Below are 15326 nucleotides of genomic sequence, written 5' to 3' on the forward strand. Positions count from 1 at the left end.
TTAACCAGGTGTTCGGCAAGCGTCCGTGCCCTTCGCTCCGTCGTCGCGGGTGCCGGCGCTGGGGGTTGGCCGCGTGCCACCTAGCACTCTATACATGCGAGTGCTAGCACTCAAGGGTGGGTTGTGCTCCGCCCTCGAACTCGTCTATGGGCTCGAACCCTGCCCAAAAGTATGAGTCAGTGTGTGATGTATCAGGACATCGGTGACTGTTCTGCATCAGGACTTCGGTGACAGTTGGTGTATCAGGACTTCGGTGACGGTTGTGGGGTTCTGGGGCGGGTTCCTGGTGGTCGGCCGTTGCCGACGTATCGGATGCCGGGTGCGGGTCGGGTGTGCTCAGCAAGGACCTCGCCTTGCAGGTCGGTGATGATGATCGCGTCGCCGGTGTTGTTGCCGGTGCTGACGACGAGGACCGGTTGGAATGCGAGGTCGACGTCGAGCTTGTATTGCACGCGGTCCAGGCCGATGGTGCCCGATGTGGTCACGGTTCTGACTTGTGCGCCGGCGGGCAGGTCAGCGGGCAGCTGCGGCCGGAGGCGTTGGTGGCGGCGCGGGGCGGGTTTCTCGAAGAGTGGCCGGTCCGGTTTGGGTCGGGGTGGATCAGCTTTTGGGGTCGCTTCCCACGCGGTCAGCGGGGTGACACGCCCGGGCAGTCCTTGGTGGGGACGTTCGGTGTTGTAGATGCGGTCGAATTCGTCGACCTGGGCTTGCAGTTCGTCGAGCGTCTCGGCCAGCGGCTGTTTGTCGAGGTAGCGGAACAGGGTCTGGTGGAAGCGTTCGTTTTTGCCCTGGGTGGTCGGCTTGTAGGGCTTGCCGGTGATCGCCTCCACACCCAGTCGAGACACGTGTGCGACGAGTTGGCCGTTGTACCCACGTCGTGACGGGTTCAGCGCGGCCCCGTTGTCAGAGAGCAGTCGCTGCGGGACGCCGTGTGCGTTAATTGCCTTGTCCACCAATGTGATTGCGGCTTCAGCAGTCTCACTCCAGGCGACATGGGAGGCGACCGCGTAGCGGGAGTGATCGTCGATAAGCTGGAAGATCACACACTTGCGGCCGCCGCTGAGCACGTACTCGGTGGCGTCCAGTTGCCAGCACGCGTTCGGGGCCGGATACACGAACCGTCGCCATGCCGAGCGGGGCTTTTTCTTCGGCTCCGCACGAGCCACGCCCGCCTCGCGGAAGATGCGCGCCAGCGACGCTGTGGACGGGACCTGCTGCAGGCCCATCGTGCGCATCTTGTCGTACACACTGACCGGCCCGTGATCCAGACCGGACTGCTCAAGTGCGGCACGAACCTTGATGGCCTGATCCTTGACCCCATCGCTCAATGTCGACGGGCTGGACTTCGGCCGTCGGGTCCTCGGTTCGAGCACTGCGGCCGGTCCGTCGGCCTTGGCGCGATTCCGCAAGACGTAAAACGACTTGCGGGAGATGCCGTGTTCGGCGCAGAACGTCGACACCGCTCCGCGGGGTGCGTCATCAGGCCACTGCGAGATCGCAAGGCGAACACGAGGATCGATGGGTTCATTACCAGCCACCGCCAGAGCGTGGCCCCAGAAGTGTCACCACCAAGACCACCGGAACTGTCACCGATGTCCTGATGCGGAACTGTCACCGATGTCCTGAGAGATAACAAGTATGAGTCAGTGGACGGTGCTATACTCGAACACATGTTCGAAGTTGATTGGAACATCGACCCCGACGCCACGGAGGCGGCGTTGGTCGACCAGCTAGCTGCGATGACCCGCGCGACCGCCGGCATTGCCGCGGCACAGGCCAGAGTGACGACGATGCTGGAAGCCAAGCGCCTCGCCCGTAAGGCCGCTGAGGGTGTGCCTGCCGCCAGACGCGCTCAAGGGCTGGCATCCGAGGTGGGACTGGCCCGCAAGGCCTCCCCTTGGCACGGGGCCAGGTATCTGAAGGCGTCCAGAATCCTGGTCGACGACATGCCCTACACACTCGCGGCTCTGGAGTCCGGCCTGCTTACCGAAGACCGGGCGATGATCATCGCGGACCAGGCCGCCTGCCTGTCACCAGCAGATCGACACGCGATGGACGCCGAACTGTGCGCCAATCCTGCCGTGCTGGATGGTCTGGGGGACAGAAAGGTTGAGGCTGAGGCCGGGCGGGTGGCTTTTCGGCTCGACCACGACGCGGTGATGGCGCGCATCAGCCGCCATCAGTGCGATCGCACTGTCACGCTGCGTCCGGCCCCGCACGGCATGGCGTACGTGACGGCGCTGCTGACCTCCGCAGAAGGCGTTACGGCCTATCAGGCGCTGCAGGCGGAGGCCGCCTCCGCCGGGGCCGCCTCGATCGCCGCCGGAGGTGGAAGCCAAGGGCGAGGCCCGTTGATGGCCGATGCCTTCTACCGACGGATCACCGGGCGTGAGGTCGAAGCCGCGGTCCCGGTCGCGCTCAATCTGGTGGTCTCCGACGAGAGCTTGCTGGCCCAGGGTTCCGAACCTGCGGTGCTGCAGGGATACGGCCCCATCCCGGCAGAGGTGGCCCGACAGATGGCCTTGGCAGCTCTGCTGGACCCCCGAGCCGAGGCTACGGTGCGCAAGCTCTACGCCGATCCGGCCACCGGCAACCTGGTCGCCATGGAGTCCACCGCCCGGGCGTTCCCCAAGGGGTTGCGCTGGCTGATCGCCATGCGTGACCAGAGGTGCCGCACGCCGTATTGCGACGCCCCCATCCGGCACATCGACCACATCACCCGGCACGCCGACGGCGGCGCGACCACCTCCGTGAACGGCCAAGGGCTTTGCGAACGCTGCAATTACGCAAAGGAAAGCCCCGGGTGGCAGACCGTGACCACCTACGACGGTTATGGCCGGCACACCACAGAACTCACCACGCCGACGGGCCGGACCTATCAAAGTACCGCACCGCCGTTACCCACTGGCGCGCGGGTGTTCACCAGCGACATCCATGTCGTGCGTATTCACGCTGCCGCCTGACCGGTCGGCCCGGTCCAGCTCTTCATCTCGCGGCTGACCGCCCGGCATCCGCGCCGCCATGGCCACCAGCCCGTAGGCCGCCGCGAACCGATGCCCCAGCTGACCTGCCACGTTTCCACGTCCGACGCTCACGTCGTGGCCGAGCTGCTCGGTGACCGCGCGCACCAGTTCGTCGTCGCCGGCGCCGCCTCCGACGAGCAGGACCCCGGTCACTCCCGGCGCAGCCTGCTCGATACCGCGCATCACATTGCCGCCGATCACCTGTCGTTTGGCGGCCAGCCGCCAACTGCGCCACTCGGCCCCCGACAGCCGTGCCGTGAAGGGCAACCAGCCGCTGGGAGCTGCGGTCAGCAGCCATCCGCTGCACCGCCCGCTGACCGGCGTGTCCAAGAACTGCCGCCGGCCGTGTTCGTCCTCGATGAGCTGGACCGTGACGGCGGTGACGGCCTCGGCACGTTTGGCGTACTCGGCGGCACTTCGGGAGATCTCCAAGGCAGCGGCCGTCGCCGCCGTCAGCATTTGCCCCGCGCCCGGCAGCACGCAGCGGGATCCTTCGGACACGACGTCGACAGTGCCGCCGCCGACATCCACCACCACGACATCCGCGGTGATTCCGGGTGTGGTGAGGGCGCCGACGCGGGCCGCCGCGGCCTCCGAATCGACGCGTGTGACCGGCACCCCCAACGCCCGGGCCAGCTCGTCGGCTCCCGCCGGCGGTTCCTGCTCGCCGCACAGGCTGGCCATCACCAGACTGTCCACGGCGACCGACCCTCGACGTGAATTGGCCTGCGCCGAGATATCGGCGAGATGAACCACGTGGGCACCCTCCCCCGCCGGCCGGAGGACGGGCTCAGCTACCGCAGATTCCGCTTCACCGAGGCAGACCACCGCGCATGCACTGTCGAAGAGCTGGTCGGCGATCACCCGTGCATCCGCCCGCTCGGCATCGCTCAGGCCGAATACGTCGGCGAGCCAGAAGGGGTCGGTGAGCCGTTGCAGGGGTGCGATGCCCTGGCGCACTTCGACGGCGACGCGGGCTGACGACAACAGCGCCGCGACGTCGACATCATCGACGACCGGCAGTGCCGAGCTCAGGCGATTCGACACCAGCACGGCCTCGTCGTTGGCTGTCAGCACCGCTGTGACGTTGCACCCCTGGGCTACAGCGTCATTCACTCGCTGCGCGACCTCACGGTATCCCCACTGCGCCGTTGCGCAGGCGACGACCGGGCGCCCGGACTTGACAGCGCCGAGGCACTCGACCAGAACTGGCTGCCCCACACCTACCGCGTCCCCGGCGGTGGTGGCCGCCGACCGGGTGACGATCGTGAGCCTGCCCGTGCGCTGCGCCTCCAGTCGGACCTGTTCGACCGTCGACTCCACGGGCGGAGTCGGGGCGAACGCGGCCCGGTCGAGCACCAACCCGTGCCCCTCGGTGAGGCGCCGCACCAACTGTGCGGCGCCCTGCACCGCCCGGGACGAGCCCTTGCCGCCACGAGTCGGGGTGCGGGCACTGGCCAGCACGGCGAGTTCGTCATCCATCCGGCAGAGCACCACCTCGGTGGTGGAGTTGCCGATGTCGACACCGGCCCAGACGGTCACCGCAGCAGGCCGCGCCGCTGGTAGGCCGTCGCGGCCTCTCGAACCAGCGCCGCACAGGTAGGCGCGTCCCGGTCCGCGAGGCGCTGCGCCAGTTCCTGGAGTTCGGCGAAGCTCGAGCGGTGGGGACGCAGCGCCTCGTAGGCGGCCAGCATCTCCTCCGAGCTGAGTGCGGTCATCTCCGCGGCCCGCCGCAGGTTCATCGCCAGCTGCACAGAACCGGAGCGCTGCGCGGTATCCGCTTGTGCCAGCAGGGTTTCCCGGCTCACCCGGATGTCGTCGAGCACCAGGTCACCGTTGCGGGCGGCCTCGACCGTCACCTCGGCGAGGCTGCGACCCGAGTGGGCAGTGATCGTCATCGCTTCAGCTCCAATTCCATGTTCACGCCGCGGTCGTCGCGATCGCATTCGGACCGCTCGATCGCCACCATCGACACCACCCGGGTGTGGTAGCGGGCGGTGATCGCCTCGTCGGTGTACGCGTTGCGCATCGGGGCGGGTGTCGCGCCCTTGGCGTGCCGGCCGGCGTTGATCCCGATCAGGCGGTACATCTCCGGCGTGATCAGCGGTGCGACACTGAGCAATTCGAGGTTGGCCAGCGGCGGAAGGTCGCGGCGGTGGATCAGGGTGGTGCCCTTGGCCTGCAGCCCGACGCCGATCCCCGAGCCCGACAGCCGAGCCGCGGATTTGCCGATCACTCCCAGATCGACGGAGTCGGCGATCCGCACCAGGCGCGGCACGCACTGCTCCTCCTCCAGCCCGGCCAGGATCTGCTCCAACGCGTCGTAGACGACCATCCCCGACAGGGTGCGAAACAGTTTGACCCCGAACGCGGGAGACACCCCGATCACGACTTCACGGGGGTCATCCCCCACGCCCGCGGGACCCCGCACGACCAGCCGGTCCGGGTCGGCAAAGGTCGCCTGCTCCTTGACCAGGTCGGTGACCGACCGGGCTTGCCGCACCGCGTCGATCTGAGCCTGACGCTCGGCCGTCGGCCGGTAGCCGGTGCCGGGACCGCGGTAGTCGTTCGGATCCTGCAGGGCCGACAGCACGTTCATCTGCTCGTCGAAGATCGCCGCGGTCTGCAGGTAGTCACCGGTGACACGGGCTTTGGCCATCCCCAGGACGCGTTCGGCGATATCGGTGAAACCCGTCTCGGCGAGGGCGGCGACGATGTCGAGCACCGTCAGACCCGACTGCTCGATCATCCGGGCGGCACTGAGTATCTTCACGCCGTCGGTGTCGGGTAGGTCCTTGGAACCCTCCGCCCCGACAACGGCTTCCACGTGCTCGTCGTCGAAATCGGCGAGCCCCAGATATTCGAACACGGCCCGGGTGGCTTCGGCGGCCTGACGCCGCATGGCTTCGAGCGTGGTCGGGTCCACCGACCGCAGGCCGCCATCGACGCCCCAATCGCGCTGCATCACCAGATAGTCGTCAAGGTCGGCGGCATTGAAGTTGGACGGCCCGAACATGTTGTCGTAGGCCACCACCGAACCGAATCCGGAGAAGATGAAATCCGACCCCGACAACAGCACCGGTAGCGTCCGGCTGGTTCTGCGCATGGTCGACTCGGACACCAGTGAGTCGTTGCCGCTGCAGGATTCGAGTCCGCGCAGCATGACCATCAGGTTCTCGGCGATGAGTTCGCGCACACCGCCCGGCACCGACGCCGTGATCGAGGCCCCGTCGATACCACCGTTCTGAACCCCTTGTGCACCAATACCTTTGGCCAGGGCCACGCAGCGGGACTCCAGGTAGTTCATCGACTTGCGCTCGGCCTGGCCCATCAGCACCTCCGAGCCCGCACCGCTGGAGAGTCGCATCTTGATCCCGCGGGACGCGTAGGACGAGGTGAGAAAGGCTTTCGACCAGGGGGTGTCGTCACCGTCGGTGAAGACCTGCTCGGTGCCGTACACCGAGACGGTCTCGGCATAGGACACCAGGCCGCGCACCCCGAGTTCGAGCTCCCGCGCCTCCTCGACCGAGCACTGCGTCAGCGCTCCCGGCGCGGGTACCTGGGAACCGATCAGCAGGCCCACCGCGACGGCCGGGGCGTCGTCGAGCACCGGGACGGTGGCTTCCAGTTCCCGGAACCCGTACACGACGGCGGTGGCGGCGTCGGCCGCGATGAGCAAGGGGTCGTCGAGCCGGTTGGTGACATGGGCCTGGTTCGCGGGCGTGCGGCGGGCCCGCATCTTCATCATCGCCATCTGGATCTCGACAGGTTGCAGCATCGCCACCACCCGGGCCATCTTGGCCGGGGTCAGTCCGCCGCAGACCCGCAGCACCTCGTCGCGCGGCACCGCCGAGTCGACGATCATCCGGGCCAGGTCGATCTCGCTCATCGCCATCGACTGCGGAGCCTGCACCGGGTCGACGGCATAGCGGACGATGAACTCGTCGATCGTGTCGAAGTCGGCGGCCGCCTTGGAATCCATCTCCAGCACGGAGCCGTCGTCGGCCACCTTCCAGGAAGGTTCCGGATCGTGGGGCGACAGGTGCGAGATCATGCCCAGTTCGGGGTCGGCCTGAGCGAATCCGTCCAGGTTGACGCGTTGCTCATCCAGTAGTCGGATGCGCCCCAGCCGGTAATCCTGTTCGGTTTCGCTGCGGTCCGGATTCATGGCGGTCGTCGTACCTCTCTGTCGCGTGACCGGCCAAGCATCGACCGAATGCCGCGCTGGAAACAACGCCCGCCCGGCACCTTCCAACACAGTGTTTGACGCCGGCGTGACCGATGTGAGCTGCCTTACAACAAGGTGTTGGAAAGTGGCCGGCTGCGCTGGCGGACCGGCCCGTGGTTCTCGCAAACTTGCCCCGGACTTCACCCGGCCGCCATCTGCGACCGGCAGTTAGGAGGAATCAACCCATGACCGAGGTTGTCAACGCGGGCCACCCGCCCACACTCGACACATCACCTGCCGGAGCTCCGGCCAAACTGCGTGGCCGCCTCGGCGTGCCCGCCATCGTGCTGATGGTGGTGGCGGCCTCGGCACCGCTGTCGACCATCGGCGGCAATGTGCCGATCGCGATGGCGTTGGGCAATACCACCGGCATCCCGGTCGCGTTCATCGTCGCGGGCGTCATCTTCGGACTGTTCGCGGCCAGCTTCGTCGCGATGTCGAAGTACGTGACCGACGCCGGCGCCTTCTACGCCTACATCCGTGAGTCGCTCGGCCGGGCGGCCGGCACCGGTGCGGCCGTGCTCGCGCTGCCGGCCTACATGGCGACCCTGATCGCCGTGGCCGCCTACGACGGCGTCATCCTCAACGAGCTGATCACCCGGTTCGGTGGCCCCGACATCCCGTGGTGGCTGCTGACCGGGCTGGTGCTGGCGGCCGTTGCCTGGCTCGGCTACCGCGACATCGACCTCAGCGCCAAGGTGCTCGGTGTCTTCCTGGTGTCCGAGGTCGCGATCCTGATGGTGGTCGATCTGGTCATCGTGGTACGCGGCGGTGAGCACGGCCTCACCGGCGACTCGTTCACGCCGCAGGGCATCGCCGGCGGCTTCGGCATCGCGCTGCTGTACGCCCTCTGGGGATTCGTCGGTGTCGAGGCGACCGCGGTCTTCCGGGACGAGGCCAAGGACCCCGACCGCACGGTGCCGCGCGCCACCTACTGGGCGGTGGGCATCGTCGCCGTGTTCTACGCCTTCACCAGCTGGGCGCTGGTCGAGGGCAACGGCGGGCACGACGCCATCCAGCTGGCCACCGACGACCCCGACAACTTCATGGTGAACACCGCGGGCAAGTACCTCGGCATGGTCGGGCGTGATCTGAACACCGTCCTGTGGGCGGTCAGTGTCTTCGCGTGTGCCCTCGCGTTCCACAACATCGCGTCGCGGTACGCGTTCGTGCTCGGACAGAGCGGCGTCTTCTCGACGAAGATCGGCAAGGTGCACGAGCGTCACGGCTCCCCGTCGAACGCCTCGCTGGCCATCACCGTGGCCTCGTTCGTGGTCATGGGTATCTGCGCCGCGCTGCAGCTCGACCCGGTGCTGCAGATCTTCGGCCCGGGCGGTGGCCTGGGCATCCTGGCTCTGGCGCTGCTGTGGCTGCTGACCACGATCTCGGTGGTGATCTTCTTCGTGCGCCGCGGCAACTCGACCGGCAAGGTGGTGCTGGCCTCGTTCGCGACGCTGGCCCTGGCGGCGGCCTTGGTCCTGGTGGTGTCCAACCTGACGCTGGTGGTCGGCGGCACGCCCACCCTGGCCGCGATCTTCGGTGTCATGCCGCTGGTGTTCTTCGCGGTAGGGATGCTGCTGAGCCGACGGTCCACCGCGGAGCTCGCCCCGATATCGTCGGTCGGCTGACACCCCCCGGCACCGGTGGCCACCTGCCGGGCAGGTGGCCACCGGTGTGACTGGTCGCTGATACCGTCGGCTTCGGCTTCGACGCACCGCCGAGCAGTTGATCAGAAGGGGAGCGGCATGTCCGAGGACTCGTCGCTGAGTGTGGCGGCGGTCTTGACGATCCCACCGCTGGATCAGGGGTCGGTGGTCGCGGGGCACCGCGGACTGTCCCGCGAAGTCCGCTGGGTGGACATCATCCACGCACCCGCCGAGGACTTCGTCCGACCCGGTGACCTGGTGCTGACCACCGGCGCCGACCTCCGGCAACCCGGTGTGCGCGAATTCCTGGTTTCCCTGGTGGCCTCACCGGCCGCCGGCATCATCCTCAGCCCACCCCCGGATGTGGATGCGCACGATCTGCTCGAGCTGATGATCCCCCTCGCCGACCAGCATGCGTGCCCATTTGTCCTGCTGCCCTGGGAAATTGCCTTCGCCGACGTCCAGAAGACCCTGCTGCCGCTGGTCAGTCCGGCCCCGCCGGACAGCCGAGTGCAGATGGTCATCGGGCGTCGGGTGCGCGACGACCCGCGGTGGAGCGACACCGCGGACGGCTTCGCCAAGGCGCTGCACGAGCTGGCCCTCGCCGCCGGCCTGACGGTCACGTCGTCGATCACCGATGACCTCGTGATGAGCCATTTCTCCTCGGCCCCAACAGAATCGACAGTATCCGGCTTGGTCGATTCCGCACAGCGACTCAGCATGCTTCCCGAGGATCTCGTGACCTGGGCGCTGCTGGCGCCCGCCCACGGCCACGCGGTCACCGTCCCCGCGCCGGTATCGCCGTCCCTGCCCGAGGGCCCGGCCGGTCCCATGCAGTTCGCCGAGGTGCTGCGTCAGCACCCGCGCAGCATGGCGACCATCCTGCGCACGCTGCAGCCGCTCGTCGACTACGACCGCACCCGGCGGGGACAACTCGTGCACACCCTGGAGATCCTGCTGGACGAGGCCACGAACACCAGTGCGGCGGCCCGGGCGCTGTTCCTGAACCGGCACTCCCTGCTGTACCGGATCAAACTGATCGAGGAACTCACCGGGCTGTCGCTGAAGAACCCCGCCGACCGTTTCCAACTGGAAGTCAGTGTGCGGGTGCACCAGATCAACGAAGCGCGCTGACTAGCGTTCGTACTGCCCCGGGTCGATCATGAGGTGATCGGACACATTCCCCACCATCTCCACATCCACCGTGCGTTCGGTGAAGTACCAGCCCTCGTCATCCCGGGCGAACGCGTCGAAGTACCGGCCCACCACGATGGGCTGAAGGGCCACGGTGTCGGTTTTCTGCACCACACAGAACGTCGAGCGCGACGTGGCCCGCTCACCATCGATGTCGATGATCGGATTGAGTACCAGGTGCCGGGTCCGCGGGGTGTTGGCGTGATCGGGGAAACGCCGCGTGGTGTGGGCGAACAACTTCGCGATGGTCCGGGCTCCGGCCACGCTGCCCGAGGCCGGACCGCCGAACGTGGCCCGGCCCAGTAACTCACCCACGCCGTCGAAGTCACCGGCGTCGATCAACTCGGCATAGCGGTACAGCAGCTCGGCGACTTCAAGCTTGTCCGCGACGCTCATGCCACCTGGCCCTTCACCACCGGTAGCCCCGGATCGCTGGCCGCATCGAGCGGCGACGGCGTCGCACCGGCCGCGATCAGGTGGGCAGCGAAGGACGCGATCATCGCGCCGTTGTCGGTGCACAACCGCGGCCGAGGCACTCGCAGCGTCAAACCTGCTGCGGCGCAACGCTCTTCGGCGAGCTCGCGTAGCCGGGAGTTGGCCGCCACCCCGCCCGCGATCAGCAGGGTCGACACCCCGAGATCGGTGGCCGCACGCACGGCCTTGGCAGTCAGCACGTCGGCGACAGCCTCCTGGAAACCAGCGGCCACGTCGGCCTGCGAGGCCTCCGGGTGGGCCTCCACGTAGCGGGCCACCGCGGTCTTGAGTCCCGAGAAGCTGAACACATACGGGTCATCCCGCGGCCCGGTCATGCCCCGCGGGAAGACGATCGCATCGCTGTCGCCGGTGCGGGCCAGCTCGTCGAGCACCCTTCCGCCCGGATAGCCCAGGCCGAGCAGCCGGGCCACCTTGTCGTAGGCCTCCCCGGCGGCGTCGTCGACCGTGCTGCCCAACTCGATGATGGGCTCCCCCAGCGACCGGACATGCAGCAGGTGGGTGTGCCCACCCGAGACCAGCAGGCCCACGCTTTCCGGCAGCGGCCCGTGGTCGTAGACGTCGGCAGCCAAATGCCCGCCCAGGTGGTTGACACCATAGAACGGGACGTTCCAGCCGGCGGCGTACGCCTTGGCGGCGGCCACCCCGACCAGCAGCGCCCCGGCCAGCCCCGGCCCGATGGTCGCGGCGACGACGTCGGGCCGCTCGATGCCCGCCGCGTCCAGGGCGCGGCGCATGGTCGGCCCCAGGGCTTCCAGGTGCGCACGCGAGGCGATCTCGGGGACGACGCCGCCGTAGCGGGCGTGCTCGGCGACGCTGGAGGCGACTTCGTCGGCCAAAAGAGAAACGGTCACCCCACCACCGTCGTCAATGGCGAGGTCGGCGATGCCGACTCCGGTTTCGTCACAAGAACTTTCGATGGCCAGAATGATCATGTCGGGGCCCCTTGGGGAAGGCGTTGCATGGTGTAGGCGTCAGCCCCGCTGGCGTGGTAGTACCGCTTACGCAGGCCGATGTTGACGAATCCGAAGCTCTCGTACAGGGCGATGGCCGGCTCGTTGTCGGTGCGGACCTCCAGGAAAACCGTTCCGCCCGAGGCATAGTCCAGCAGGTCGCCGAGCAACCGGCGCCCGATCCCCTGCCCCTGGAAGTCGGGATCGACGCCGATGGTGTGGATCTCGTACTCGTACGGGCGCATCCGGCCCAGCCGTGAGATTCCGGCGTAGCCGACCAGCACCCCGTCGCTGCGGGCGGCGATGTAACGGTTGTGCTTGGCGTCGAGTTCGGCCAGAAACGCCCGCGCCGGCCACGGATCGTCGCCGGCGAACAGCTTGGCTTCCAGCTCGGCGCACCGCACGGCATCGGCCCGGGTCAGCGCATCGAACACGATCATTTCCGTACCGTTGCAGAGGGTTCGGCGTCAGGCCGGCGCAGGTACAGCGGGACCAGCGGTTGCGGTTCATCCCAATCCGCGACGGCGCGCACCAGGCCTGCGGGCGTCGGGTACACCACGTCGAGCCGGGGCAACGCGAACAGCGCGGCGTGCTCGGGTGAACCGGCCACCGCCGCAACGGAGCTCGCCAGAACAGCCGCCACGTCGGCGGGCGCGTTGACCGCGGGGCCGTCGACCCGTACACCGTCGCGATAGTGCGCCCAGTACACCTCACGCCGCCGCGCATCGGTGACCACCAATACGTCGCCGTCGGTGTGGATTCCGATGGCGTCCAGGCTGCACACCCCGTGCACCGGAACGTCCAGCGCATGACCGAACGCCGCGGCACTGGCCATCCCCACCCGCAGCCCGGTGAACGGACCCGGCCCGCAGCCGACGACAACCGCGTCCAGATCGGCCACCGTGATCCCAGCATCGGACACCGCGCCGAGCACGTTCGGGGTGAGCTGTTCGGCGTGCGCTCGGGCATCGACGGTGACCCGTTCGGCGAGGGTTTGAGCCGCACCGTCCTCGCCGCGACGGACCACGCCGGCACTGACCGCCGGGGTCGCGGTGTCGATGGTCAGGATGTTCATGGGGCACTCCACTGCCAGATCACCGTGCGCGTCTCGGTTTCGGTGTCGCGCTCGATCCGGATGTCCAGGTGATGGTCGGAGAGGCGTTCGGCCAAGCCCTCACCCCACTCCACCACCACCACGGCATCGTCCAGATCGGTGTCCAGATCGAGTGCGTCGAGCTCCCCCAGCAGGTCCACGCCGGGGTGGTCGAGCAGCCGATACATGTCGACGTGGATCATGGCGGGCCGGCCCGGTTGCCGAGCCGGATGCACCCGGGCCAGCACGAACGTGGGCGAGACCACCGGACCGTCGACATCCATCGCCGCCGCGATGCCCTTGGCCATCACGGTCTTGCCCGCACCCAAGGGACCCGAGAGCACCACCACGTCACCGGCCTTGAGCCCGGCGCCCAGCGTGGCGCCCAAGGCAATGGTGTCCTCGGCGGTGGCCAGCTCGGCGGTACCGGCACTGCGCTCAGCCACGGAACCGGACCCGATCGCGAACCCGGCGGCTCAGCGTGACGAGTTTGGAGGGGGTAGCCCGCTCCACCAGCCGGACCAGTGCATCGTCGATCACCACGGGCTCCTCAAGCTGGACCAGATGGCCGGCTCCCCCGACGATCACCAGTTCGGAGCGGGGTAACTGTGCGGCCATGGCCTTCGAGTATTCCATTGGGGTGAGCAGATCCCGGTCACCGCAGGCGATCAGGGTCGGCACTTTCGCCAACACCCGCAGCGCCGCCGCCTCGTCATGGACCTCGAGGGCGTGCAGGAACTCGACGAGCGTGGTGATCGAGGTGCCGTGCATCATCCGCTGGGAGAACTCGACCACGCTCGGGCTGACCGCCTCGTCGCCGTAGGACGCCGCGCGAAGGACCGGCCCGATCACCGACCGGGCCGCACCGCGGGTGCGATGCACCGCCCCGGGCGCATAGCGGGCCACGAACCGCACTGCCTCCAGCGCCGGGTTGCGCAGGATCTCCCCCAGCGGCGAGCGGGCCACCCCTTCGACCGCCGAGGAGATCACCGCGGCACCGACGATCTGTTTCGGATAGCGATGCGGGAACTGACGGGCGTGCGAGAGCACCGTCATGCCGCCCATGGAATGGCCGACCAGCACTGCCGGCCCGCGCGGAACTGTCACGGCCAAAACGGCTTCCAGATCGCGCCCGAGTTGTTCGACGGTGTAGGTATCCGGTGACGCCGCTCCGGACTGACCGTGGCCGCGCTGGTCGTAGAACACCATCCGCACCTGCGGCCCCCATTGCTCGGCCAGCCGGGTGCGCTGAAAGTAGAAGGCGCCCATGCGCAGGCAGAAGCCGTGGGCGAACACCACCGTCAGCGGGGCGTCACCGGGACCGACCTCACGCACCGCCAGCGGCACCCCGTCCTCGGTGGTCACCACAGAGCTGCGGTCGGCATCGAGGCGCTCGAAGTCCTCACCCAGGTAGGGATCCTCGCCGGCGGCGCGGCGGGTCAGTGAGCGCGCCACCGACCGGCCGGCCACCGTGCCCACGGCAGTCAGCCCGGCGGCACCGGCCAACCACTGAGCATTGCGACTCAACGCCCGCGACCCGCCTGCACATAGGTGCGGGTGATCCGGCCGCGCGGGCCGGTCGCCACCTCGTAGTTGATGGTGCCCAGCAGTTCGGCCCAATCCTGGGCGGTCTCTTCGCCCTGGGTGCCCGGGCCGAACAGGATCGCATCGTCACCTTCGACGACGTCGGTGACGCCCGGCCCGAGGTCGACGACGAACTGGTCCATGCAGATCCGCCCGACCGCCGGGCAGCGACGGCCGTTGATCAGCACCTCGATCTTGCCGCTCAACGAACGGAAGATCCCGTCGGCATAGCCCACCGGCAACAGCGCCAGCGTGGTGTCCCGGTCGGCGATCCACCGGTGGCCGTAGGACACCCCGTCGCCGGCATGCACCGAGCGCACCAGCGCCACAGGACATTTCAGCGTCATGGCGGGGATCAAACCCATGTCGCCACGCTCCGGGATGGGGCTCAGCCCGTAGACCGCGATACCGGGACGCACCATGTCGAACGCCAAGTCCGGACGGGTCAGCGCCGCAGGCGAATTCGACAGGTGGGCCAGTTCGAACACCACCCTCTGGGCGGCGGCCTGTTCCCGCATCGCGGTCAGCCGCTTGCCCTGCAGGTCGTTGAACGGGTTCTCCGGCTCGTCGCCGTGCACCAGGTGACTCATGATGCCGCGCGGCCGGAGCGCGCCGGCGGCCTGGGCGCGACCCAGCGCGTCGATCAACGCCGGGAAATCGGCTGGGCTGACACCGTTGCGGCTCAGCCCGGTGTCGACCTTCACCGTGACGGTCGCGCTACGGCCGGTCTGCTGAACGGCCGCCACCACATCGTCGACTTGGCGTACCGACGACACCGCGATCTGCAGACCGGCCTCGAGTGCCGGGGCGAAATCGGTGCCCGGCGGGTGCAGCCAGCACAGCACGGGGGCGGCGATGCCGCCGGCCCGCAACGCCAACCCCTCGGCGATCGTCACGACCCCGAGTTCGGCAGCCCCGGCGGCCAACGCGGCCTTGCCCACCTCGACGGCGCCGTGGCCGTAACCGTCGGCCTTGACCACGGCCATCACCTGGGCGCTGCCGGCATGTTCGCGCAGCAGGCGCACGTTGTGGTCGATCGCGCCGAGGTCCACCACTGCGCGCGGGGTCAGCGGTGTCTCGAGTTCGGTCGTCTGCATGTCATATCACCGCCGA

The 15326-nt window shown here is 68.2% G+C and carries 14 protein-coding genes; 3 read left to right on the forward strand and 11 right to left on the reverse strand.

What is annotated here, in order from left to right; genetic code table 11:
* Positions 1-242: 242 nt before the first annotated feature.
* A complete protein-coding gene (locus K6L26_RS24595) occupies positions 243-1538 on the reverse strand; it encodes an integrase core domain-containing protein (protein WP_221851836.1) in 1296 nt (431 codons plus the stop codon).
* 132 nt (positions 1539-1670) lie between these two features.
* Here K6L26_RS24595 and K6L26_RS24600 point away from each other — a divergent pair, with 132 nt between their 5' ends.
* On the forward strand, positions 1671-2963 hold the full coding sequence (locus K6L26_RS24600; protein WP_221851838.1) for an HNH endonuclease: 1293 nt from the start codon (positions 1671-1673) through the stop codon (positions 2961-2963).
* Here the strand turns inward: K6L26_RS24600 and K6L26_RS24605 are convergent.
* Genes K6L26_RS24605 through K6L26_RS24615 form a run of 3 tightly spaced genes read right to left on the reverse strand, consistent with a single transcriptional unit; the run spans position 2898 to position 7191 of the window.
* The gene (locus tag K6L26_RS24605) at positions 2898-4565 is read right to left on the reverse strand and encodes a diol dehydratase reactivase ATPase-like domain-containing protein (protein ID WP_221851840.1); all 1668 of its coding nucleotides are present in this window, start codon (positions 4563-4565) and stop codon (positions 2898-2900) included. The two genes, K6L26_RS24600 and K6L26_RS24605, sit on opposite strands and share 66 nt — an antisense overlap.
* Positions 4562-4921 (reverse strand): diol dehydratase small subunit, encoded by a 360-nt coding sequence (locus tag K6L26_RS24610; protein ID WP_019344365.1) that lies wholly within the window; start codon positions 4919-4921, stop codon positions 4562-4564. Before K6L26_RS24610 ends, K6L26_RS24605 begins: the two co-directional genes overlap by 4 nt.
* Entirely contained in the window at positions 4918-7191 is a 2274-nt protein-coding gene (locus K6L26_RS24615; RefSeq protein ID WP_221851841.1) for a propanediol/glycerol family dehydratase large subunit, read from the reverse strand. The genes K6L26_RS24610 and K6L26_RS24615 overlap by 4 nt, the downstream gene beginning before the upstream one ends.
* A 245-nt stretch (positions 7192-7436) precedes the next feature.
* Between K6L26_RS24615 and K6L26_RS24620 the strand changes: the two genes are divergently transcribed.
* Together K6L26_RS24620 and K6L26_RS24625 are read left to right on the forward strand one after the other, a co-directional pair.
* Positions 7437-8879, forward strand: coding sequence for an APC family permease (locus K6L26_RS24620; protein WP_221851843.1), 1443 nt, complete (start codon positions 7437-7439; stop codon positions 8877-8879).
* 117 nt (positions 8880-8996) lie between these two features.
* Entirely contained in the window at positions 8997-10031 is a 1035-nt protein-coding gene (locus K6L26_RS24625; protein ID WP_036388961.1) for a PucR family transcriptional regulator, read from the forward strand.
* On the opposite strand, the gene K6L26_RS24630 is transcribed toward K6L26_RS24625, so the two are convergent.
* Genes K6L26_RS24630 through alr form a run of 7 tightly spaced genes read right to left on the reverse strand, consistent with a single transcriptional unit; the run spans position 10032 to position 15310 of the window.
* The gene (locus K6L26_RS24630) at positions 10032-10487 is read right to left on the reverse strand and encodes a nuclear transport factor 2 family protein (protein WP_221851844.1); all 456 of its coding nucleotides are present in this window, start codon (positions 10485-10487) and stop codon (positions 10032-10034) included.
* Positions 10484-11518: a tRNA (adenosine(37)-N6)-threonylcarbamoyltransferase complex transferase subunit TsaD gene (tsaD, locus tag K6L26_RS24635; RefSeq protein WP_221851846.1), complete on the reverse strand. Its 1035-nt coding sequence runs from the start codon at positions 11516-11518 to the stop codon at positions 10484-10486. Before tsaD ends, K6L26_RS24630 begins: the two co-directional genes overlap by 4 nt.
* Positions 11515-11976, reverse strand: coding sequence for a ribosomal protein S18-alanine N-acetyltransferase (gene rimI, locus K6L26_RS24640; protein ID WP_076210956.1), 462 nt, complete (start codon positions 11974-11976; stop codon positions 11515-11517). The genes tsaD and rimI overlap by 4 nt, the downstream gene beginning before the upstream one ends.
* Complete coding sequence (tsaB, locus tag K6L26_RS24645) at positions 11973-12611, reverse strand: tRNA (adenosine(37)-N6)-threonylcarbamoyltransferase complex dimerization subunit type 1 TsaB (RefSeq protein WP_221851848.1); 639 nt, start codon at positions 12609-12611, stop codon at positions 11973-11975. Before tsaB ends, rimI begins: the two co-directional genes overlap by 4 nt.
* Entirely contained in the window at positions 12608-13075 is a 468-nt protein-coding gene (gene tsaE, locus K6L26_RS24650) for a tRNA (adenosine(37)-N6)-threonylcarbamoyltransferase complex ATPase subunit type 1 TsaE (RefSeq protein ID WP_019344357.1), read from the reverse strand. The genes tsaB and tsaE overlap by 4 nt, the downstream gene beginning before the upstream one ends.
* Complete coding sequence (locus tag K6L26_RS24655) at positions 13068-14156, reverse strand: alpha/beta fold hydrolase (protein WP_076210958.1); 1089 nt, start codon at positions 14154-14156, stop codon at positions 13068-13070. Before K6L26_RS24655 ends, tsaE begins: the two co-directional genes overlap by 8 nt.
* Positions 14153-15310: an alanine racemase gene (gene alr / locus K6L26_RS24660; protein ID WP_221851849.1), complete on the reverse strand. Its 1158-nt coding sequence runs from the start codon at positions 15308-15310 to the stop codon at positions 14153-14155. Before alr ends, K6L26_RS24655 begins: the two co-directional genes overlap by 4 nt.
* Between the last annotated feature and the right edge of the window lie 16 nt (positions 15311-15326).

This window comes from Mycobacterium farcinogenes (assembly GCF_019739075.1).
Classification (GTDB): Bacteria; Actinomycetota; Actinomycetes; order Mycobacteriales; family Mycobacteriaceae; genus Mycobacterium; species Mycobacterium senegalense.